Source organism: Paraburkholderia sp. 32 (genome assembly GCF_050435345.1).
Classification (GTDB): domain Bacteria; phylum Pseudomonadota; class Gammaproteobacteria; order Burkholderiales; family Burkholderiaceae; genus Paraburkholderia; species Paraburkholderia tuberum.
Genome location: NZ_JBNDKD010000002.1, coordinates 1,129,913 through 1,148,835, shown reverse-complemented (window position 1 = coordinate 1,148,835; position 18,923 = coordinate 1,129,913). Strand labels below are relative to the sequence as shown.

At 60.9% G+C, this 18,923-nt stretch carries 17 protein-coding genes and 4 pseudogenes; 14 read left to right on the top strand and 7 right to left on the bottom strand.

Annotated features, from left to right (window positions below; translation table 11 throughout):
- Positions 1–220: 220 nt before the first annotated feature.
- From OKW26_RS20665 to nirD, 9 genes and pseudogenes are all read left to right on the top strand, one after another.
- A pseudogene (locus tag OKW26_RS20665) lies at positions 221–642 on the top strand (AraC family transcriptional regulator); the annotation flags it as partial.
- Between the two features lie 898 nt (positions 643–1,540).
- Complete coding sequence (locus tag OKW26_RS20660; protein WP_429354978.1) at positions 1,541–2,044, top strand: SUF system Fe-S cluster assembly regulator; 504 nt, start codon at positions 1,541–1,543, stop codon at positions 2,042–2,044.
- Entirely contained in the window at positions 2,041–3,489 is a 1,449-nt protein-coding gene (gene sufB, locus OKW26_RS20655) for a Fe-S cluster assembly protein SufB (protein ID WP_429354977.1), read from the top strand. Before OKW26_RS20660 ends, sufB begins: the two co-directional genes overlap by 4 nt.
- Before the next feature lie 29 nt (positions 3,490–3,518).
- Positions 3,519–4,289 carry a Fe-S cluster assembly ATPase SufC gene (sufC, locus tag OKW26_RS20650; RefSeq protein WP_429354976.1) on the top strand — a complete coding sequence of 257 codons (771 nt, stop codon included), beginning with the start codon at positions 3,519–3,521 and terminating at the stop codon, positions 4,287–4,289.
- Positions 4,290–4,306: 17 nt separating this feature from the next.
- Entirely contained in the window at positions 4,307–5,629 is a 1,323-nt protein-coding gene (gene sufD, locus OKW26_RS20645; protein ID WP_429354975.1) for a Fe-S cluster assembly protein SufD, read from the top strand.
- Complete coding sequence (locus OKW26_RS20640; RefSeq protein ID WP_090811483.1) at positions 5,626–6,879, top strand: cysteine desulfurase; 1,254 nt, start codon at positions 5,626–5,628, stop codon at positions 6,877–6,879. Before sufD ends, OKW26_RS20640 begins: the two co-directional genes overlap by 4 nt.
- Entirely contained in the window at positions 6,876–7,331 is a 456-nt protein-coding gene (gene sufU, locus OKW26_RS20635) for a Fe-S cluster assembly sulfur transfer protein SufU (RefSeq protein WP_184058729.1), read from the top strand. Before OKW26_RS20640 ends, sufU begins: the two co-directional genes overlap by 4 nt.
- A gap of 8 nt (positions 7,332–7,339) precedes the next feature.
- Entirely contained in the window at positions 7,340–7,708 is a 369-nt protein-coding gene (locus OKW26_RS20630) for an SUF system Fe-S cluster assembly protein (protein WP_090811480.1), read from the top strand.
- Position 7,709: 1 nt separating this feature from the next.
- Positions 7,710–8,030, top strand: coding sequence for a nitrite reductase small subunit NirD (nirD, locus tag OKW26_RS20625; protein ID WP_090811477.1), 321 nt, complete (start codon positions 7,710–7,712; stop codon positions 8,028–8,030).
- A 63-nt stretch (positions 8,031–8,093) separates the two neighbouring features.
- Here nirD and OKW26_RS20620 read toward each other — a convergent pair.
- From OKW26_RS20620 to OKW26_RS20610, 3 genes and pseudogenes are all read right to left on the bottom strand, one after another.
- Positions 8,094–8,304: pseudogene (locus tag OKW26_RS20620) on the bottom strand (DDE-type integrase/transposase/recombinase); the annotation flags it as partial.
- Positions 8,305–8,416: 112 nt separating this feature from the next.
- A complete protein-coding gene (locus tag OKW26_RS20615) occupies positions 8,417–8,758 on the bottom strand; it encodes a hypothetical protein (protein WP_429354974.1) in 342 nt (113 codons plus the stop codon).
- 3 nt (positions 8,759–8,761) lie between these two features.
- Positions 8,762–9,559, bottom strand: coding sequence for an alpha/beta hydrolase (locus OKW26_RS20610; protein ID WP_429354973.1), 798 nt, complete (start codon positions 9,557–9,559; stop codon positions 8,762–8,764).
- 543 nt (positions 9,560–10,102) lie between these two features.
- Here OKW26_RS20610 and OKW26_RS20605 point away from each other — a divergent pair.
- A complete protein-coding gene (locus OKW26_RS20605; RefSeq protein ID WP_429354972.1) occupies positions 10,103–10,276 on the top strand; it encodes a hypothetical protein in 174 nt (57 codons plus the stop codon).
- A gap of 331 nt (positions 10,277–10,607) precedes the next feature.
- On the opposite strand, the gene OKW26_RS20600 is transcribed toward OKW26_RS20605, so the two are convergent.
- The 3 genes from OKW26_RS20600 to OKW26_RS20590 form a co-directional block, all read right to left on the bottom strand.
- Positions 10,608–11,744 (bottom strand): IS110 family transposase, encoded by a 1,137-nt coding sequence (locus tag OKW26_RS20600; RefSeq protein ID WP_090812128.1) that lies wholly within the window; start codon positions 11,742–11,744, stop codon positions 10,608–10,610.
- 154 nt (positions 11,745–11,898) lie between these two features.
- A complete protein-coding gene (locus tag OKW26_RS20595) occupies positions 11,899–12,207 on the bottom strand; it encodes a hypothetical protein (RefSeq protein ID WP_187611929.1) in 309 nt (102 codons plus the stop codon).
- A gap of 196 nt (positions 12,208–12,403) precedes the next feature.
- Positions 12,404–12,622 carry a hypothetical protein gene (locus tag OKW26_RS20590; protein ID WP_090811471.1) on the bottom strand — a complete coding sequence of 73 codons (219 nt, stop codon included), beginning with the start codon at positions 12,620–12,622 and terminating at the stop codon, positions 12,404–12,406.
- A 75-nt stretch (positions 12,623–12,697) separates the two neighbouring features.
- Here OKW26_RS20590 and OKW26_RS20585 point away from each other — a divergent pair.
- A pseudogene (locus OKW26_RS20585) lies at positions 12,698–12,823 on the top strand (IS30 family transposase); the annotation flags it as partial.
- Positions 12,824–13,054: 231 nt separating this feature from the next.
- Here OKW26_RS20585 and OKW26_RS20580 read toward each other — a convergent pair.
- Positions 13,055–14,134, bottom strand: coding sequence for an alcohol dehydrogenase catalytic domain-containing protein (locus OKW26_RS20580; protein WP_429354971.1), 1,080 nt, complete (start codon positions 14,132–14,134; stop codon positions 13,055–13,057).
- Between the two features lie 116 nt (positions 14,135–14,250).
- Here OKW26_RS20580 and OKW26_RS20575 point away from each other — a divergent pair, with 116 nt between their 5' ends.
- From OKW26_RS20575 to OKW26_RS20565, 3 genes and pseudogenes are all read left to right on the top strand, one after another.
- Positions 14,251–15,024: a helix-turn-helix transcriptional regulator gene (locus OKW26_RS20575; RefSeq protein ID WP_429290722.1), complete on the top strand. Its 774-nt coding sequence runs from the start codon at positions 14,251–14,253 to the stop codon at positions 15,022–15,024.
- A 427-nt stretch (positions 15,025–15,451) separates the two neighbouring features.
- Positions 15,452–18,478 carry an ankyrin repeat domain-containing protein gene (locus OKW26_RS20570; RefSeq protein ID WP_429354970.1) on the top strand — a complete coding sequence of 1,009 codons (3,027 nt, stop codon included), beginning with the start codon at positions 15,452–15,454 and terminating at the stop codon, positions 18,476–18,478.
- A gap of 94 nt (positions 18,479–18,572) precedes the next feature.
- Positions 18,573–18,755, top strand: a pseudogene (locus OKW26_RS20565) (LysR family transcriptional regulator); the annotation flags it as partial.
- Positions 18,756–18,923 lie beyond the last annotated feature (168 nt).

Here is an 18,923-nt window from a genome sequence, read left to right as displayed (position 1 = left end):
ATAAAGCGCGTCCTGGAAGACGCGCCTGTCCGTCGCTATAGTTCCGTATTTGATATCAGGTATCCTGACAACGCAAGCATGAAATGTTCGGTAGATACCCTATGCAGCGGGATGGATGCGAGCCGAGCATTGATTGGTGACGGCCGCCCTTCCGACGAGCAGCGCAAACTGTACGAGCTCGCCTACGCGCAGGTCCACTTCAATATGGACGCTCGCCGGCTCGCTGGTGTCGCCCACGCTGGCGCTGCGCATGCGGCGGGGCGAAGCTTGCCCGCAGGCCATCCTGCGTATCGAGCGCGATGTGCTCGAGCGTCATGCACAGCGTCATTTCGGCGACGCGGCGGGTGGGGCAATCGAATTCGAGCCAGAATTCGCACTGACGTCGGCACAGGGGTGTGCCTGATGCAGTTGCTGCCGATGCTCGCGGAAATCATGAGTACGGAGGCGCATCCGCTGCGCTATCCACTCGCATTTGAGCAGTTCGAGTCGACACTGCTGAACGCGCTTATCTACGGTCAACCGAACAGCGTACGAAGCGGCATGACGCGCGAGCGCAGACCGCTTGCGCCGTTTTATGTACGACGGGTGGAGGAATACATCCGTGCGCATTTGCAGGAGCCGCTAACGATCGAGCGGCTCGCGCTGACGGAGTGTGGGCTGACGATGCATCCTGAAAAGTCAAAGATCGTGTATTGCAAGGACAGAAGTCGCACCCAAACCTACCCGAATGTGACCTCCTGGAGTTGACCCGCTTTCGTGGACATCTATCCTTTGGAACAGGAGGTGTCCATCATGGGTAAACGCCTACTTCGTAAAATACTTTTTCTGAAAATGAAATAATCAGAATTTATCGGCGCAAAATTGTTAATTGCCTGTACGCCTTGAAGAGCAATCTCATGCGGGCACGGACGAAAGGGGCCGTCATCGTTAGCGCACGTAAACGTCCGAATCTTGACGGGCGATTATTCATCCGACAGCGACAACTGGCAACGGTGACCGTGGATTCCGGGCTTTCATGTATGCGCTGAACACGTAGGCCGAGGGCAATGGGCGCGTTCGACATTCAGTCCGCGCACCTGCCCAACACTCCACACAACCACAATCACCAGAAAGATCGGGCAGTAGCCCCACTGGGTCCGGATGCCACAACAGCCCAAAGTACTATGCGGCGGGCCTCTCCCGAGATAGGCGATGCACATCGCGCATCCTTCACGCGGATTCCGGCTTTTAAATCAGTTTTCGATATTCTGGATATCAAACAATTGATGTCTCGTCGGGCGAGTGGGTATTCGCGGTCGATGGAGCGTGGCTCGCCAGAGCGGTCCGTCACGAAGACCAATACACTGACAAGGTTATATATACAGGTCTAGAATGAAATTGGCGTTGGGCCGTTCGCGAAATACTTCTCCCGAAACGGAAAGCGATTCGCGACGTGGCCAGGAATCCCCACACAGGACAGTGTCGCTCACTCCAAACGTGCGGTTTTCGTTTCGATGTAATCTGGACCAAAAGGGTCCTGATTAAAACGGGAGATGTTCCGATGTTGCGCATGAGCAAACTTGCCGATTACGGCACGGTGATCATGACTGCGATGGCGCGCGATCCCGATGCCGTCCACAGCGCAAGCAGTATTGCGGCGGCGACCGGGGTCGCGATGCCTACGGTGTCAAAGGTGCTGAAAGTGCTGACGCGCGGTGGTGTCGTCGAGTCGCTGCGCGGCACAAACGGCGGCTACCTGCTGCCGCGGCCGCCTGCACGGATCACGCTGGCGGAGGTGATCGCCGTCGTCGACGGCCCGATCGGGATGACCGAATGCAGCACTACGCCAGGCCTGTGTATCCAGGAGGCGGCGTGCGCGGTGCGCGCCAACTGGCAGAAGGTCAATCGCCTGATTTACGAAGCGTTGCAGCAGGTCACGCTGGCGGACATGGCGGGCCCCACCTTGCGCGCGGTCGATATCAGCGCGATCCGCGCGCGTAGTATCTCCACCCATCGCGCGGGCGCGACGCCTGCGCGCAAGTCGATTGACGGAGGCCACGCATGAGCGCATCCACAACCGGTTTCGATGAACTGATCAGCCGCGAATATCAGCACGGTTTCGTGACTGATCTGCAGGCCGATGCGCTTCCGCGCGGGCTGAGCGAGGATGTGGTCCGGCTCATTTCGGTGAAGAAAGACGAGCCGGCGTTCATGCTCGAATGGCGACTCGCGGCCTATCGCCACTGGCTCACGATGACCGAGCCGCATTGGGCGACGGTCGAACACCCGGCGATCGATTACCAGAACATCATCTATTATTCCGCGCCGATGACGCAGAAGAATCGTCCGAAGAGTCTCGATGAAGTCGATCCGGAACTGCTGCGTACCTACGAAAAGCTGGGTGTGCCGCTGAGGGAGCGCGAACTGCTGGCGGGCGTAGCGGTGGATGCGGTATTCGACAGCGTGTCGGTAGCGACTACGTTCCGCGAAAAGCTGGCGGAACTCGGCATTGTGTTCTGTTCATTCTCGGATGCCATACAGCATCATCCCGAACTGGTGCGAAAGTATCTCGGCTCGGTCGTGCCGCACACCGATAATTTCTTCGCCGCGCTTAATTCCGCCGTGTTCAGCGATGGCTCGTTCTGCTACATCCCGCCGGGCGTGCGCTGCCCGATGGAACTGTCGACCTACTTTCGTATCAACGCCCAGAATACCGGGCAGTTCGAGCGCACGCTGATCGTCGCGGACAAAGGCGCGTACGTGAGCTATCTGGAAGGCTGCACCGCGCCGATGCGCGACGAAAACCAGCTGCATGCCGCTGTGGTCGAGCTGGTCGCGCTGGAAGGGGCGCAGATCCGCTATTCGACCGTGCAGAACTGGTATCCGGGCGATGCGTCGGGCAAGGGCGGCATCTACAACTTCGTGACCAAACGTGGCGACTGCCGCGAGGCCAATTCGAAGATTTCATGGACTCAGGTGGAAACCGGTTCGGCAATTACGTGGAAGTATCCGAGCGTGATCCTGCAGGGCGATAACTCGGTCGGTGAATTCTATTCGGTGGCACTGACCAACCACTATCAACAGGCCGATACCGGGACGAAGATGATTCACCTCGGCCGCAATACGCGCAGCACGATTCTGTCGAAAGGCATTTCGGCGGGCCGCGGAAAGAACGCGTATCGCGGCCTCGTGAAGGTCGGCCGTGCGGCGGAAGGCGCGCGCAACTACACGCAGTGCGATTCGCTTTTGCTCGGAAACCGTTGCAGCGCTCACACATTCCCCTACATCGAGGTCAAGAACCCGACCGCGAAGGTCGAACACGAAGCATCGACATCACGCATCGGCGAAGACCAGTTGTTCTATTGCCGGCAGCGTGGGTTGTCGCCGGAAGATGCGGTGTCGATGATCGTGAACGGCTTCTGCAAGGAGGTCTTCAAGGAGCTGCCGATGGAGTTTGCAGTCGAGGCACAAAAGCTGCTCGGCGTCAGCCTGGAAGGCGCCGTGGGATAACCCACAGCGATTCGCGAGGGATTCGGACCATGCTTGAAATCAGTAATCTGCAGGTCGAAGTCGACGGCAAGAAAATTCTGCGTGGCATCGATCTGGATGTAAGGGCCGGCGAGGTGCACGCGATCATGGGTCCAAACGGCTCGGGCAAGAGCACGCTTGCCCAGGTGCTGGCCGGGCGCGAGGACTTTGCTGTCACGGGCGGCGAGGTCTCGTATCTCGGCCGCGACCTGCTGGCGCTCGCACCCGAGGAGCGCGCACACCAAGGACTGTTTCTCGCGTTCCAGTATCCCGTCGAGATACCCGGCGTGAGCAACGTTTATCTGCTGAAGGCGGCGCTGAATGCGCAGCGGCGGTATCGTGGCGAGCCGGAGTTCGATGCGATGGAGTTTCTGCAACGGGTCAAGGAGAGGATGACGCTGATGCGGATGGACGAGAGTCTGCTGTATCGCGCCGTGAACGAAGGGTTTTCCGGCGGAGAGAAGAAACGCAACGAGATTCTGCAGATGGTCGTGCTGGAGCCCCGGCTCGCCATTCTCGACGAAACGGATTCCGGACTCGACATCGACGCATTGCAGATTGTCGCGCAGGGCGTCAACAGCATGCGCAGTCCAGAACGGGCGATCGTGCTCGTGACGCACTATCAGCGGCTATTGGACTACGTCGTGCCGGATCGCGTGCATGTGCTGGCGAATGGCCGGATCGTGAAGTCGGGGTCCCGTGAACTGGCGCTGGAGCTGGAGCGTAAAGGCTATGGTTGGATCGACGATGAAGCGGTGCAACCAGAAAATACAGCAAGCTAGGAAAGTGCGGGGCATCCATGAAAAACGAATCTCTTGACTATTTCCATCAGTTTGGGCAACTCGCGAAGACGTTGCCCGGCGTCGAGTTTCCATGGCTGCGTGCCGCGCGCCGAAGCGCGTTCGACCAGTTCGACGCGCTGGGTTTGCCGACCACGCGGCACGAGGACTGGAAATACACGAACGTGTCGGCGATTGGCAAGCGTCCCTGGCATTTCAAGGCACAACGCACGGACGATAGCGACGTGCGGCACGTCATCGATGAACTCAAGCTGGACCCTGCCGCGCATCGACTGGTCTTTGTCAACGGTCGGCATGTGCCGCGGCCGTCGAAACTGAATGGTTTGCCACACGGGGTATTTGTGGGCTCGCTCACCCGGGCGTTGAGAGAAATGCCACAACAACTGGAATCGGCATTCGCTTCGCAGGCGTATTCAGATGGCTTTGCCGCGCTAAATACGGCGTTTATGACGGATGGGTTTGCCATCGTGCTGCCGCCTGGCGAGGTCATCGAACAACCGCTGCAGATCCTGTTCCTGACCGACGAAGCGGGTCTTGCGGTGCAGCCGTTCAATGTCGTGCTTGCAGGAGCACGCTCGGGCTGCACGATCGTCGAGCATTTTGTAGGGCTGAGCGGCGACGCGTACTGGACCAATGCGGTTACCCGCATCGTCGCAGACGAGCAGGCGGACGTGCAGCACTACCGGTTGCAGCGAGAGGGCCCGAAGGCTTTTCATATTGCGTCGGTCGCCGCTGCGCAGCAACGGGGCAGCTGTTTTACCTCACATGCGTTCGCGTTCGGCGCCGCGTTGTCGCGCACTGGTATCGGCACAAGCCTGAACGCCGCGAACGCGCAAGCGACGTTGAACGGTCTCTATTTTGTCGGGGGCCGGCAGCACGTCGATCACCACACGCGCATCGATCACACAGAGCCGCATGGCACGAGTCGCGAACATTACCGCGGGGTGCTCGACGGCGCAGCGCGCGGCGTGTTCAACGGGCGCGTCATCGTGCATCGCGATGCACAGCAAACGGACACGCATCAGGCGAATCACAACCTGCTGCTGTCACGCGATGCGGAAATCGACACGAAGCCGCAACTCGAGATCTACGCCGACGACGTGAAATGCACACACGGCGCGACGGTCGGTCAACTGGACGACAACCAGCTGTTCTATTTACGTGCACGAGGTGTCGAAGAGCGCATGGCACGGGCGCTACTGACATACGCATTTGCGCGCGACATTGTCGAAGGTGTGCGCATCGATTCGCTGCGTGGCCGGCTCGAAAACCTGCTGTTCGCGCGCACCCCGGAAGGCGAGCGCATCAGGGAGTTGCTATGAAGCCGATCGAACAGATGCAGACGCCCGATCCGCGCAATGTCGAGCACTGGCGAGCCGATTTTCCGATTCTGGGCGAGCGCGTGCATGGCCGGCCATTGGTCTATCTCGACAATGGCGCCACTACGCAAAAGCCTGCCTCGGTCATCTACGCGGAAAACGCTTACTACCGGCATAGCAACGCGAATGTGCACCGCGGCGTGCATCTGCTGTCTCAGCGCGCGACCGATTCATTCGAGGCCGCACGCGCAAAGATCGCACGCTTCATCAATGCGCAGCGTCCGGAGGAGATCGTGTTCGTGCGTGGCACGACCGAAGCGATCAATCTCGTCGCCCAGAGCTATGCTCGCCCGCGGATCAAGCCCGGCGACGAAATCCTGATTAGCGCGATGGAGCACCATTCGAACATTGTGCCGTGGCAGCTCGTCTGCGAGCAGACGGGCGCGGCGCTGAAAGTCGTGCCGATCGACGATACGGGCGCACTCGATGCCGGCGCGTACGAGCGCTTGTTAAGCGAACGTACGCGGCTGGTCGCGATGACGCACTTGGCCAACGCGCTCGGCAGCATCAATCCGGTGGAGCGCATCGTTGCAGCGGCACACGCGCGGGGCGTGCCGGTGCTGCTGGATGGTGCACAGGCAATCACGCATCTGCCGGTCGACGTCCGCGCGATAGATTGCGATTTCTACGCGTTGTCGGGGCATAAGGTGTACGGACCGACTGGCATTGGCGTGCTATACGCCAAGGCCGCACTGCTTGAAGCGATGCCGCCATGGCAGGGCGGCGGCGACATGATCCGATCGGTAACGTTCGAGAAAACGGAATACAACGCGATTCCGTGGAAGTTCGAAGCGGGTACGCCGAACATTGCCGGCGCGATTGCGCTGGGCGCGGCGCTCGACTATGTCGACAGCATCGGCATGGAAGTCATCGCCGCGCACGAGAACGAACTGCTCGCCTATGCGACGGCCGCCCTGCGGGTGATACCGGGCTTGCGTTTTATCGGTAGCGCACGCGACAAGGCAGGCATTCTGTCGTTCGTGCTCGACGGCGTGCATGCCCATGATGTCGGCACGATTCTCGATCATCACGGCATCGCGGTGCGTGCGGGCCATCATTGCGCGATGCCGGTGATGCAGCGCTTCGGCGTACCGGCGACCGTGCGCGCGTCGCTCGCCCTCTACAACACCCACCAGGATATCGACGCGCTGATCGAAGGTCTCGGAAAGGTCAGGGAGATATTCGGAAAATGAGCGATCTGCGCGATCTGTATCAGGAAGTCATCTTCGACCACTACCGGCGGCCGCGTAACTGTCATGGACTGTCCGGCGCCAATCACACGGCTGAGGGCTATAACCCGCTGTGCGGCGACCGAATTACGCTTTATCTGCGAATCGAGGACGGCATCGTCAAAGAAGCGAGTTTCGAAGGCGCGGGCTGTGCAATTGCGACAGCATCAGCGTCGCTGATGACCGAGGCGCTGAAAGGCAAAACGGAAGCAGAGGCCGAAGCGCTGTTCGGGCGCTTTCACGACATGGTGACAACGCCCGCTGCAGGGCAGGCGACAGCCGCGCCGGAGATGGGCAAGCTGGCGGTGCTGTCCGGTGTACGTGAATTTCCCGAGCGTGTGAAGTGCGCGACGCTGGCCTGGCATACGCTCCACGCCGCGCTGCACGACGAAGATCGCCCCGTTTCGACAGAGTGAGGCAGACGATGAGCACATTCGACTGGCTGAAGCGCGCTGAGGCCGCACAACCCGGCAGTGGCACGACAACAGAAGGTCTTGAAGAACGCGTGATCGATGCACTTCGCACCGTGTTCGACCCGGAGATTCCGGTCAACATCTACGATCTGGGGCTTGTTTATGGTCTTGACGTGGACGAAGCCGAAGGCCGCGTTGGGATCCGCATGACGCTGACCGCGCCCGGCTGCCCGGTCGCGCAGACCTTCCCGGCGACGGTGGAGGATGCGGTGTTCTCGGCGAGCGGAGTGAACGACGTGCACGTTGAACTGGTGTGGGATCCGCCGTGGTCGAGAGACCGGATGTCGGATGCGGCGCGCCTGCAATTGGGGATGCTTTGACATGTCAGACTGGGTCGACGTCGCTGCGATCGGGGATTTTCCGGCCGGGTCTGTTCGCAGCGTCGAGGTCGACGGCGCGCAGGTTGCTGTGTTCAACGTCGACGGCACCTGTTATGCAATCGAGGATGTCTGCCCGCACGACGGCGGCATCCTGACTGGCGGTGTGGTCGAAGGCGACGTGGTCGTCTGTCCGCGCCACGGTGCACGATTTTGCATCAGGACCGGAAAGGTGCTGGCGCCGCCGGCATATGAGGATGTGGTGGCGTTTCCGGTGCGGATCGAGGCGGGCGTCGTTCAGGTGCGTGACGAGCGGTGGGATTGAGGTGCGCTGTCGACCGGCTCTCGTTCTCAGTAAGCGGCTCCGCTGGGCCGTTCGTCCGTTCGCGCGCGCGTGAGGCGGCATAGCCATCCAGTGAGATGGTCTTCGGCGGCTTGCCCTGATGTTTGAGAGCTTTCCTGAAAAAGGCTTTGGCCGCCTTCACGTCGCGCTTTGCACGTAGCATGAAGTCAACTGTCTGGCCGGCCCGATTCACCGCCCGGCAGAGCTACACCCACCTGCCGCGGATCTTCAGCTACGTTTCATCGACACGCCACGACGGCTCTCTATTCGTTCAGCAGGACACTCTAACCGATTCGCTTGCGCCGTTTGCACCATGTATGGACGACTTCCTGGGGTTCCGGCTCCGCAGAATCGTCGTGCTGTGATGGTCACCGCCCTGTCATTATCCGGAGGATTTTCTGCACGATGCGCTCATGCTGCTCCAGCGCCTCATCGAGCGTACTTGCTCCGTAGCTCCTGTTGTCTTGCGCCTGCATTCCGGCGACGCGCGTCACGAACAGCAAAGCCTCCCCGGTTTTCGGTTTGGACACACCACGGAAGCGGGTCGTGACCGTTACACCGTAGTCGTCCAGCAGTGTGCGGCGGAAGATCAGTTCGTTTTCCGTCATCCAGCGCGACCACGCGCCGTGGTCGAACACCTCGACAGGCCTGTTCTTCGCATCGAGAACATAGATGCGCTCCGAGCTAAACGAGACCGGTGGCGTCTTCATATTTCAATGCAAAGGCGTGAGAAGGAAGTCGGTCGCCTCCCGCCACCAGGTTTCGTCGACGTGGCCAATCCAGTCGTTATGGTCAGCCGCCTTCACCACCACGAGTTTTCTCGGTGCGGACAGCGAGTTGTAAAGCGCCTCGCCGTAGCGCGTAGGGACGATGCTGTCGCGTTCCGCAACCACGACGAGAATCGGGCGGTCGAACGATGCCAGATGGGTCACGCTGTCGTACTGGTCGCGCAGCAGCCACTTCACGGGCAGCCACGGATAGTGGTAAGCGGCGACGTGCTCGAGCCGATCCCATGGCGTGATGAGCATCATGCCTGCGATCTTGTCGCGTTCACGCGAGCCGGCCGCAGCGACCACGCCGGCCCCAAGCGATTCGCCGATGAGCAGCAGCGGCGCTCCATAGAGGCGATGTGCGAGCGCGATGGTTTGTTGAGCATCGTCGACCAGACTCGCTTCGCCTAATGCACCGGTGCGCGGCCCGTAGCCTGGATATTCGGCGAGAATCACGCGCAGCCCGAGCCGGGTGAGCGCTGCCGCATAGAACGAGCGGTGGCCGGCATGCCCCGCATTGCCATGGAAGACGATGACCGTGGCGCGCGCGGACCCGGCCGGCTCCGCCACGAGACCCCGGTACGCCTCAGGTGTCGGCCAGGCGCGCAGTCCGCCGGAGGTGACCTCCTCGATTGCGGCTTTCTGAGGGAAGTAGAGAAAACGATCCTGCAAGATGGCGACTCCGGCTAACACGATCATGTACGCGACGGCGAGGCCGACCATCATTCGGGTGAATTTCATCGTCTTGCGCTCGACCCACCGAACTTTTCGATAGCACACACCCAGTTTAGCGCGCGGTCGCCACCGCTCATATTCAGGCGTGTCGTCAGGATGTGGGCGTCTAAGTTATGGTACGGAGAGTATCTCCCTGCCTTGTATCCTCGATATTTTCCGAGCGACGCGACCAGGCGCGGGGTTGGTCCGTACGAAGCAGCCCAGAACAGACTGAAATCGAGCGCGACCGACGCTAGCCGTGCGAAACAATGCTACGTCCCGGCTCGTGCGCCCGCTTTTTGGCGCACCTCGCATCGGACGAATCCGGACCCCTTATCCTCAAAGCCGTCATCCGCATGGCTGGTTCTCCAGAAGACCTGCCTGATAACCGTCGCGTACACTTCGGCCATAGCGGTCGGTTGCCGATCGGGCAGCGTGCGGCGGCAGCAGGTCGCTTTGCTGACCTTCGCAAGCCGGTGCCGATGAATGTCTGCTAAGTCATGGATGGATGAGTCTTGCCGACCCAGAGCCGACTTCCGGCATGTCGAAGCATCAATGGCTCTTTGAAGAGTGAAGCGGACTTTCGTCGCGGAAAGGCTGCTGGTGGGTCATCGGCCTGAGCCGACGTTCGCCGATCAAATTGGTGCGGCTGTCGCGTATCGCGTTGCTGACTTTTACAAACTGGCGTCGGCGAATGTCAGCTTCTATGGGGACTTGTATGTCAAGCCGTTTTTGATCACGTGAAGGGCTTGGATTTCATGGTGGCTCCTGTAGGTTGTTGAGCGCGTGATGCCTTGGCGCGACATGGCTGTGCCATCCTGGTCCGGGGTCGGGGTGTGATGAGCGTTCGAGCCAGTGCCCGAACGAACTTCTATCCGTGCAGGGCGCCAACACCCTGCACCTCATGCAGCATGCGCGCAAGGCGCGCTGGCAAACCCCGGTTATGGGCGCGCCCCATCTCTGCGAGACGGTCACGGGGTGCCGTGACCCGCCGACGTTCCGGGCGCGTCGACCCTGGATCATGATGACGTGTTGCGTGCGAAGGCGTTGCGTGGTACCCGTGCTGCCCGGAATTTCAGGCAGCTGCCGGCTTGAGCGAGGCGCCGGCCGGAATCTCGCCGTGCTCGAGGTAGTGCCACAGCGCGATAGCCAGGCGCCGCGCCAACGCCACGATGCCCACGCGCCGCATGCGCTTGCCGCCGCCGGCAAAGCGCCGGTTGAACCACTGGGTCAGGAGGCTGTCGGGCTGCAGCTGCAGCCAGCGCCAGGCGAGTTCGACCAGCATCGTGCGCGCTCGCTTGTTGCCCGCCTTGCTGATGCCTTGCTCGATCTGACTGCCGCCACTGTCGTAGGGTGTCGGCGTGAGCCCCAGGCTGCCGGCCAGCTCGCGCCGGTTGGCGAAACGTCGCCAGCCAAACACTTCCTTGACCAGCACCCAGGCGCCCTTGGGGCCGATCGCGCGCAGCCGTGCCAGTTGCGCCACCAGCGGATGCTTGCCCTCGGCCAGTTCCTGGCGCCGCGCCGCTTCCAGCACCTTGAGCTGCTGCCTGACCAGCGCCAGCCGCGCGCTCTCGCGCTCGATCTCGCCGCGCAACACCGGCGGCACCTGCTCGCGATGGCGCTCCCACCACGCCGCCCAGTCGCGCCCGCCGACGATGACCGGCACACGCAGGTTGTGCAGCACCAGCAGGGAGCGGATGCGGTTCGTGTGGGCGGTACGCTCCTGGCTCAGCCGGGCCAGTTCACGGTGCGTGCGGCGCGCGTCTTCCTGCTCGGGCGTGGGCTCGTGCACCACCGACCAGATGCGCTCGCCAGCGTGGTGGCGCCTGAGCATCACCAGCAGCTTATCGCCGTCGAGCCGGTCGGTCTTGGCCCGTCTGGCGCGTCGGTTCACTTCGATGCTCGCCGGGTCGACCACGAGGTTGTCAATGCCTTGCCCGCTCAACCAGCGATGCAGCCACCAGCCATCGCGGCCGGCCTCATAGCACGAATGCACCGGGGCCTGCGGTTCGAGCTGGCAGCGCTCCTTGGCGCGGCGCACGCAGTCGAGCACCGCAGCCGTGTCGCCGGCGTGCACGCTGAAACGGCTCGGGCCGCGCCGGCCATCGCTGGCCGTCAACTTCCACGACTTGTCGCCGAGTTCGAAGCTCATGTAGAGCTGGACTTGGATCGCCGTATCATTGCCTTGTGGGACTGTCTGGGTCGCCGACATTTCCGTCTCCTTTGCACAGGGTTGGAAATTCCGTTTTAGCTAAACGGGTCTGGCTTGGGTAGTCCCACATAGCATCTCTCTGTCCATCAACGCGTCTTACCGACCCGTCCAGACCTTTCACAGTCCGATCGCCGACGGCCTCAAAGGTATGCCGTCAAAGGTGCGGCAAATCGTCAATGCATTTTTCGACATGATCGCCAGGGACATCCGTGTCGATCCCGGCGGTTCCGTCGGTGTGAGAGACAGACACAATTTTTGGCCCGAGATACCGTGTGCCACCAAGCGTAAAAAGGGACCAAACAACATCTCCCCGACGGATCGCGGCGACGACTTCGACCACCTCCACAATCGCAGGGGGGGACAGCCATTCACGCGTCGACGGATCGACGGGAGCCCAACGCACATGGGTAAACCTGTCGTTCGTCGGGTTGATGCGAACGGCGTCGATAGCAAAAGTTGTCACATCTACCTCCATCATCCTGACAAAGGGATGTGTGCATTATGCGCCGCTTCTTTTGCCGGGGATCAGCAGGATCGGTCGTGAGGGCCGTTGTCAGCCCTTGCTGCACGTATCGCTCTCGCCTGACGCGTGCCCCCGAACTGGATGTCTGGTGCGTGCGGCGAATACTCCGGGACAGCCCGGACCTGGATAGTGAAGCCTAAGCGGAGTTCTCGTCGCACCACTGAATCGCCCAACGCTGCGCCGCCTCAATGGCATCCGCGTCGGAGGGGTAATCGCCGAGGTCGCCCGAATACTTTACCTCGACGGCATCGCCACTCGCCGAGGCGCGCCGGTAGATCTTTGCGCGAGCGTAATAGCGGCCGCCTTCATCAAGAGGTGACGCGTCGATGTGGAATTGTTGGTAGTCGAAATGCATGGCTGTCTCCAAACGATTGCCCTAATCGTCGTCGCGTTGGACGAGGTGGACCTCGTTGTCACCGCCAAGGTCGCTCTGTCAGTGTATTCGCAGGCCAAACTCAACGCTGTGGCAAGACGACTGAACGAGCGTCCAAGAAAGACACTGGACTACGAGACGCCCGCCGAACGATTCCAGCAAACTATTGCATCCACCGGTTGAATCCGCCGGGCGGACCCGCCGTCTGAATGTCTGCGCGACGGAACGGACGAATGACGCTTGATGGCCGGCAGTACGCGTTCACACCAACCACGGGAAAGCTGCCGTTGAGAATTCCAACGTCACCTCTGTAAAACGTTCATCGAACTGGTGCTATCGGCCATGACCGGTCACTCGACATTGGGGGCTGAATCGTCGACAAAGTATGTCCGGCGTGAGGCGAGAGTCCGCCGTCTAAGGACGGATCACCGTCATCCTGTATGGGCCGCCGTTCGCAGCTGCGTGAGCCACCGCGTCGTTAGCGTCATCAAGGGGGAAGGTTGTGACGTCAAAGTGGCCGAGATCCAGCAGCCCGGCACGGATCAAGCCCGTCATGCGCGTCACTGCTGCGGGCGGATACATCCATTTGCCGCGTATCGTGATGTCGTTGCGCATGATCCACGCATAAGGCAGGTCAAGCCCTTCGCCGCCGAGCATGCCGACGCCACCCATCAGCACGACTCGTCCATAAGCGCGGACGGTCGTGACCGCCGCGCGCACCGTGGTCGTGCTAACCGACGGCGGCATCAGATCAATCACGCAATCGATCGGACAGGGCGCCGCCAGCCGCATCCGTTCGCGGTCCTCTTCTTCACGACCCGAAAGCTTCACGGTCCGGATGCGCTTGCCGAAGCGGCGTTCCAGATCCGCGAGGGCCTGTTCGTTGCGTCCCGGCGCGACCACGCAGCGCGCGCCCATCGCGAGGGCGACGGCGACGCACGCGCTGCCGAAGTTGCCTGTCGCGCCGCTCACGAGCAACGTCTCACCTGCCTGCAAACCAGCTGCGAGCAGTCCGCCGTAGGGCACCAGCATGACATTGAGCGCACACCACCGGGCGACATCGGCCGGATCGATCTCCCCGATGCGAACGGCGTTTTCCGTCGGCACTCGCACCTGTTTGGCGAAGGGGCCATCGTGAAAATGCCGTTGCAGACGTTTGCCGCCGTCCCCGCGCGCGCTCCAGCCCTGTAGTGCGATGTCGGGGATCAGGGCGTCGTCGCGCGAGCGCACGGTCGGATCGCAGAACACCCAGTCACCCGGCTTCAGGTGCGTGGCGTCCGGGCCAATAGCACGCACGCGACCAATCGCGCCGCAGCCGGGAACCATCGGCAGGTCAATTGGGTATCGGCGTTCGCCGCTGAAGACTTCGTTCGCGTAGGGCAGCACGGGGGCGGCGGCGACATCGACAATGACCTCGCCTGTGCCGATCAAGGGGGCCGGCATGTGTTCGATCTCGAGTGGCATGCCGAGCGTCTTCAGAATCGCAGCTTTCATTGTCGGTCTCCGGTCAGGGTGATTGGACGAGACCATTCTGGCAGGCGTAGCATTCGTAACAAGGCCTAGCACTATCCTAGGGCTTCAGCGTGCCTCCCAAGGCGAAAACGACAATCATGACGACATCGAGTCGAAACGAATTTGGCGATTTCCTGCGCTCACGCAGGGAAAAACTGAGTCCGGACGCGGTCGGACTCAACGACGATCGGCGCCGCCGCACACCGGGCCTGCGACGGGAGGAAGTGGCGGAACTGGCGGGCATCGGCGTGGACTGGTATGTGCGGCTCGAGCAGGGCCGAACCGTCAGGCCGTCCGATACCACCCTCGACGCGCTCGCTCGCGCCCTGCGCCTCGGCAAGGTCGAAACAGCACATTTGCGGGCGCTCGCGGGCAACGGCGATCGGGTCGCGTTCACGCGCGAGAGCGTCCCTCCGGCGATCGAACGTCTGGTCGCGCGCCTTGATGTGCCGGCGTACGTAACCGGCAGGCGCTGGGACATCCTGACGTGGAACACCGCCGCTGCGGACCTCCTGGGCTTCGACCGTTTCGCCGAAGCGGACCGCAACATCCTGGTCTTCATGTTTATCGAGCCGGAATCGCGGCGGCTCTTCGGGGCCACCTGGTCCGATGAAGCCCGTCGAATGATTGCGCTCTTTCGCGCGACCCACGATCTCCATGCCGACGATCCGGCGTTTATCGAACTGGTCGAGCGCGTGCGTTCCCGTAGCCGGGAGTTCGCGCGGTGGTGGGACGCGCATGACATCCGCAGCAGCGTGGCCGGCCAGAAAGTGCTCGCGCACCCGCAGCGAGGCACGCAGCGCTACGAATACACGACGTTTCAGGCGAACGATGACCCTGCACTAAAGTTGGCGATCTACACGCCTGTCTGAGCGGTCGTGCGGCGGGAAGCTTGGTGCATTCCGGGGATGGCTCAGCGAGATGCGTCCGCCTTGCTCCTTCCTTTGACGCCACTGCGCCTGGCGCCAGGCAAGCCCATGGGCGAATGCGAATTTGTTGCCAGGTCGTTGCGATATCTGAAAGCTGGTCGCGTACCAGCTAAACAGTTCCGCACATAGCTTGGACGACCGTTATGGAGAAAGGGGACCGGCCCTTGTGGGTCGACATGAGCCAAAGCGTATCGGGCAGTAGACGGCCCGAACCGGTCATTCAGCATGAGGAAATACCCTGTCGTAGGGCGTCCGGTCCAGGTCGGATAACTGCCGTTCAGGAATGACCGGAAAACTTGCTATAGAGGTTGGCAGGCCAGACGGCCATGAGAGAATTCTTTCTTGCTCTTGCACTTGTCCTCATCGCCTCATGAAGATTCTCGAATACACAGGCCTCGACACTTCACGCGTCAAGGCCAGCTACGACAAGGTGTCCGCGGCCATCGCCCGCCACGACTTCCGTGCTGCCCAAGTCAAGAAGCTCGCCAATCTGAGCCACGGCAAGTTCTACCGGGCGAAGCTGGATGACGCCGACCGGCTGTTGTTCTCGCTGGTGCGCCACGGGGATGAAGTCTGCGCACTGATGCTGGAAGTGATCGCCAATCACGCCTACGATAAGTCACGTTTCCTGCGCGGCGCGGCGATTGACGAGAGCAAAATTCCAGACATCAGCGCTGATGACGCCATCAGGGAGGCGCAAGCTCTACGCTACCTTCATCCCGAGCGTACCGGCATTCATCTGCTCGACAAACCGATCTCGTTTGATGACACGCAGGAGACCATTTACCGACAGCCACCTCCCCTGGTTGTCGTCGGCAGCGCTGGCAGCGGCAAGACCGCACTGACGCTTGAAAAGCTCAAGCATGCCGAAGGTGAGGTCCTCTACGTCACTCACTCCGCCTTCCTGGCGCAGAGCGCCCGCGACCTTTATTACGCCAACGGTTTCGAGCATGGCGCTCAGGATGCCGTATTTCTGTCCTACCGGGAGTTTGTCGAGTCGATCCGCGTTCCGGCAGGACGCGAGGCTAGCTGGCGCGACTTTGCGGGCTGGTACTCGCGTATACGGCAGAACTTCAAGGATGTCGATGCCCACCAGGCTTTCGAGGAGATTCGCGGCGTGATTGCCGCCGGGTCGGGCGGTGTCCTGTCGCGCGACGAGTATCAAGCACTGGGGGTGCGTCAATCGATCTTTCCCGTAGAACGGCGCGACCAACTCTACAATCTGTTTGAGAAGTATCGCGCCTGGTTGGCCGAGGCAAAGCTCTACGACCTGAATCTGGTCGCCCAGGACTGGCAAGCGCTGGCTGCGCCGCGCTACGACTTCGTGGTTATTGACGAGGTGCAGGACATCACCACCGTGCAACTCGCGCTCGTGCTGAAAACCATGAAGAAGCCTGGCCATTTCATGCTCTGCGGGGATTCCAATCAGATTGTCCATCCCAATTTCTTTTCCTGGAGCCAAGTCAAGAGCCTGTTCTGGAAGGACCCGAAACTGGCCGAGCGGCAGGAATTACGCGTGCTAATGGCCAACTTTCGCAACGGGCTGGAGGCCACTCGCGTCGCCAATCAGTTGCTCAAGATCAAGCAGCGGCGCTTCGGCTCCATCGACCGGGAGAGCAACTTCCTGGTCCAGGCCGTCGGCGGCGAAACCGGCCAGGTTACGCTGATACCCGACAAGGACGCCACCAAGCGGGAACTGGACCAGAAGATTCGCCAATCCGCCCAGTTCGCCGTCCTGGTAATGCGCGATGAGGACAAGGCCGACGCCCGCAAGCACTTTGCCACGCCGCTGTTGTTCTCGATCCACGAAGCCAAGGGTCTCGAATACGAGAACATCGTGCTCTACCGTTTCATCTCGGATCACCGGGGCGAGTTCAACGACATTGTCGAGGGCATCGCCAAGACCGATCTGGCGGTCGAGACACTGGATTACAAACGCGCTAAAGACAAGAGTGACAAGTCGCTCGAAGTCTATAAATTCTTCGTCAATGCCCTGTATGTAGCGCTGACGCGCGCCATCAAGAACATCTACATGATCGAATCGGACACAGGGCATGATCTGTTCGGGTTGCTGGATCTGATCGTCGGCCAGACCAGGATCGAGGCCAGGCAATCCACGCTCGAAGACTGGCAGAAGGAAGCACGCAAACTTGAACTGCAGGGCAAGCAGGAGCAGGCGGAGGCCATCCGCCGCACCATCTTGAAGCAGGTCCCGGTGCCGTGGCCGGTGTTCGATGAGGCCAAGGTCAGGGAACTGCTGATCAAGGTCTTCCGCGAGCAGTCTCCGGGCAACAAGGGCAAGCAGCAACTCTTTGACTATGCCACCTGCTTCGATGAACCGCAGCTCGCCGAGTGGCTGGCAGTCGAGGCGAAATTCGAGCAGGCACGAACCTTTGATCAGCAGCGCGCGGTGTTCGCCCGCAAGAGCTACGTCCCTTTCTTCGCCAACCGCTTCAAGGACATCCTCAGGCAGTGTGACCAGCATGGCGTCGATCATCGTCTGCCAATGAACCAGACGCCGCTGATGGCCGCAGCGGCTGCAGGAAATGTGGCGCTGGTGGAAGCCCTGCTGGAGCGCGGTGCCGACCGCGATGCCGTCGATCACTATGGTCACAATGCCCTGCACTGGGCTTTGCGTCAGGCATTTGGCGATGCAAAGTTCGCTGCTGGCCCGCTGGCGGCAATCTATGAATGCCTGGCTCCGCCCTGCATTGATGTCAGAGCGGGCGATCGCTTGGTCCGCATCGACCGGCATCTGTCTGAATACTTTCTGTTCCAGACCCTGTGGGTATTGTTCAAAGCACGATTCAGCAAGATACGAGGCAATACAGACAGCGCGTTCCAGACCCAAATCATCCTCGATGCCTGGCAACACTTACCCGCTAACATCGCGCGGCCAGAGCGCAATAAGCGCCAGCATCTTTCTGGCGTGCTGGCGAGGAACGAAATCGACAGAGACTATGCCTACAATAGATCCCTGTTCCTGCGCGTATCCACCGGGCGGTACCAGTTCAATCCCAAACTCGCTGTGCGTCGCCGCCAGGGCGAAGAAGAAAACTGGGTCCCGATCTACACCGCACTCAACCTCCCGTTGATTAGCGAGTTTGCCTACAACGACGGCTGGATCAGCACCTGGGACAATATCGACAAGCTTGTGGTCCTTGCTGGACTGCCTGAACGAACCACACCCATCGCGGCTGAACGCTTCGCCGAACGGCAAGCGGCCAAAATGAGGGAGCTGGACGAACGCAGAGCCAATCAACTTGCTGCCAAAGCACGCATTCGTGCAGCCGCCGAAGCCACCCAGAACAGAGCGCCACGATGGGGAACAAAGGAAGCTAAACGGCTTGAAATCGAACGTGTGAAACAAGAAATCGAAAGACGAAAGAAGGGTTGACTTGCCGATATTTCTTTTGGGGCGGCTTTCGGCCCATCAACTGTCGTTCGCTCAGCGATCCGGGCGGACATTCGAAGATCCGCTTCGCTCAGTTATCGCAGCCGGCAGGCTTACGCATTGGGGTGACCTGGATGGCCCTGACATCGCACTATGGGCGCTTTATCCTTCGCGGCGCTTGCTAAGCCCTCGCGTTTCCGCCTTTCTCGATCACATTAAGGAAGCATTCCCCCTGGGAAAACCCGAGGAATTGGCTGGATTTATAGGATCGGAACCGTGAGACCGGTGCGGACCACAGGTCGCTCTTACGTTGAGTGCTAACGGCTGCGCGCCACCGCGTATGACCATCTCGTGTCATCGGGAAGCGCGCGGCAAGGCATGGGCTTCCCAGGACCGGGCCATCGGGCACAAGTCGGCCATCAAGCCGCCCTTCACGGGGCAAGCGAAA

Excerpts from the sequence above, each read along its gene's own strand:
- OKW26_RS20660 (WP_429354978.1), top strand. The coding sequence starts at position 1,541 with ATGTTGCGCATGAGCAAACTTGCCGATTACGGCACGGTGATCATGACT.
- sufB (WP_429354977.1), top strand. The coding sequence starts at position 2,041 with ATGAGCGCATCCACAACCGGTTTCGATGAACTGATCAGCCGCGAATAT.
- sufC (WP_429354976.1), top strand. The coding sequence starts at position 3,519 with ATGCTTGAAATCAGTAATCTGCAGGTCGAAGTCGACGGCAAGAAAATT.
- sufD (WP_429354975.1), top strand. The coding sequence starts at position 4,307 with ATGAAAAACGAATCTCTTGACTATTTCCATCAGTTTGGGCAACTCGCG.
- OKW26_RS20640 (WP_090811483.1), top strand. The coding sequence starts at position 5,626 with ATGAAGCCGATCGAACAGATGCAGACGCCCGATCCGCGCAATGTCGAG.
- sufU (WP_184058729.1), top strand. The coding sequence starts at position 6,876 with ATGAGCGATCTGCGCGATCTGTATCAGGAAGTCATCTTCGACCACTAC.
- OKW26_RS20630 (WP_090811480.1), top strand. The coding sequence starts at position 7,340 with ATGAGCACATTCGACTGGCTGAAGCGCGCTGAGGCCGCACAACCCGGC.
- nirD (WP_090811477.1), top strand. The coding sequence starts at position 7,710 with ATGTCAGACTGGGTCGACGTCGCTGCGATCGGGGATTTTCCGGCCGGG.
- OKW26_RS20615 (WP_429354974.1), bottom strand. The coding sequence starts at position 8,758 with ATGAAGACGCCACCGGTCTCGTTTAGCTCGGAGCGCATCTATGTTCTC.
- OKW26_RS20610 (WP_429354973.1), bottom strand. The coding sequence starts at position 9,559 with ATGAAATTCACCCGAATGATGGTCGGCCTCGCCGTCGCGTACATGATC.
- OKW26_RS20600 (WP_090812128.1), bottom strand. The coding sequence starts at position 11,744 with ATGTCGGCGACCCAGACAGTCCCACAAGGCAATGATACGGCGATCCAA.
- OKW26_RS20590 (WP_090811471.1), bottom strand. The coding sequence starts at position 12,622 with ATGCATTTCGACTACCAACAATTCCACATCGACGCGTCACCTCTTGAT.
- OKW26_RS20580 (WP_429354971.1), bottom strand. The coding sequence starts at position 14,134 with ATGAAAGCTGCGATTCTGAAGACGCTCGGCATGCCACTCGAGATCGAA.
- OKW26_RS20575 (WP_429290722.1), top strand. The coding sequence starts at position 14,251 with ATGACGACATCGAGTCGAAACGAATTTGGCGATTTCCTGCGCTCACGC.
- OKW26_RS20570 (WP_429354970.1), top strand. The coding sequence starts at position 15,452 with ATGAAGATTCTCGAATACACAGGCCTCGACACTTCACGCGTCAAGGCC.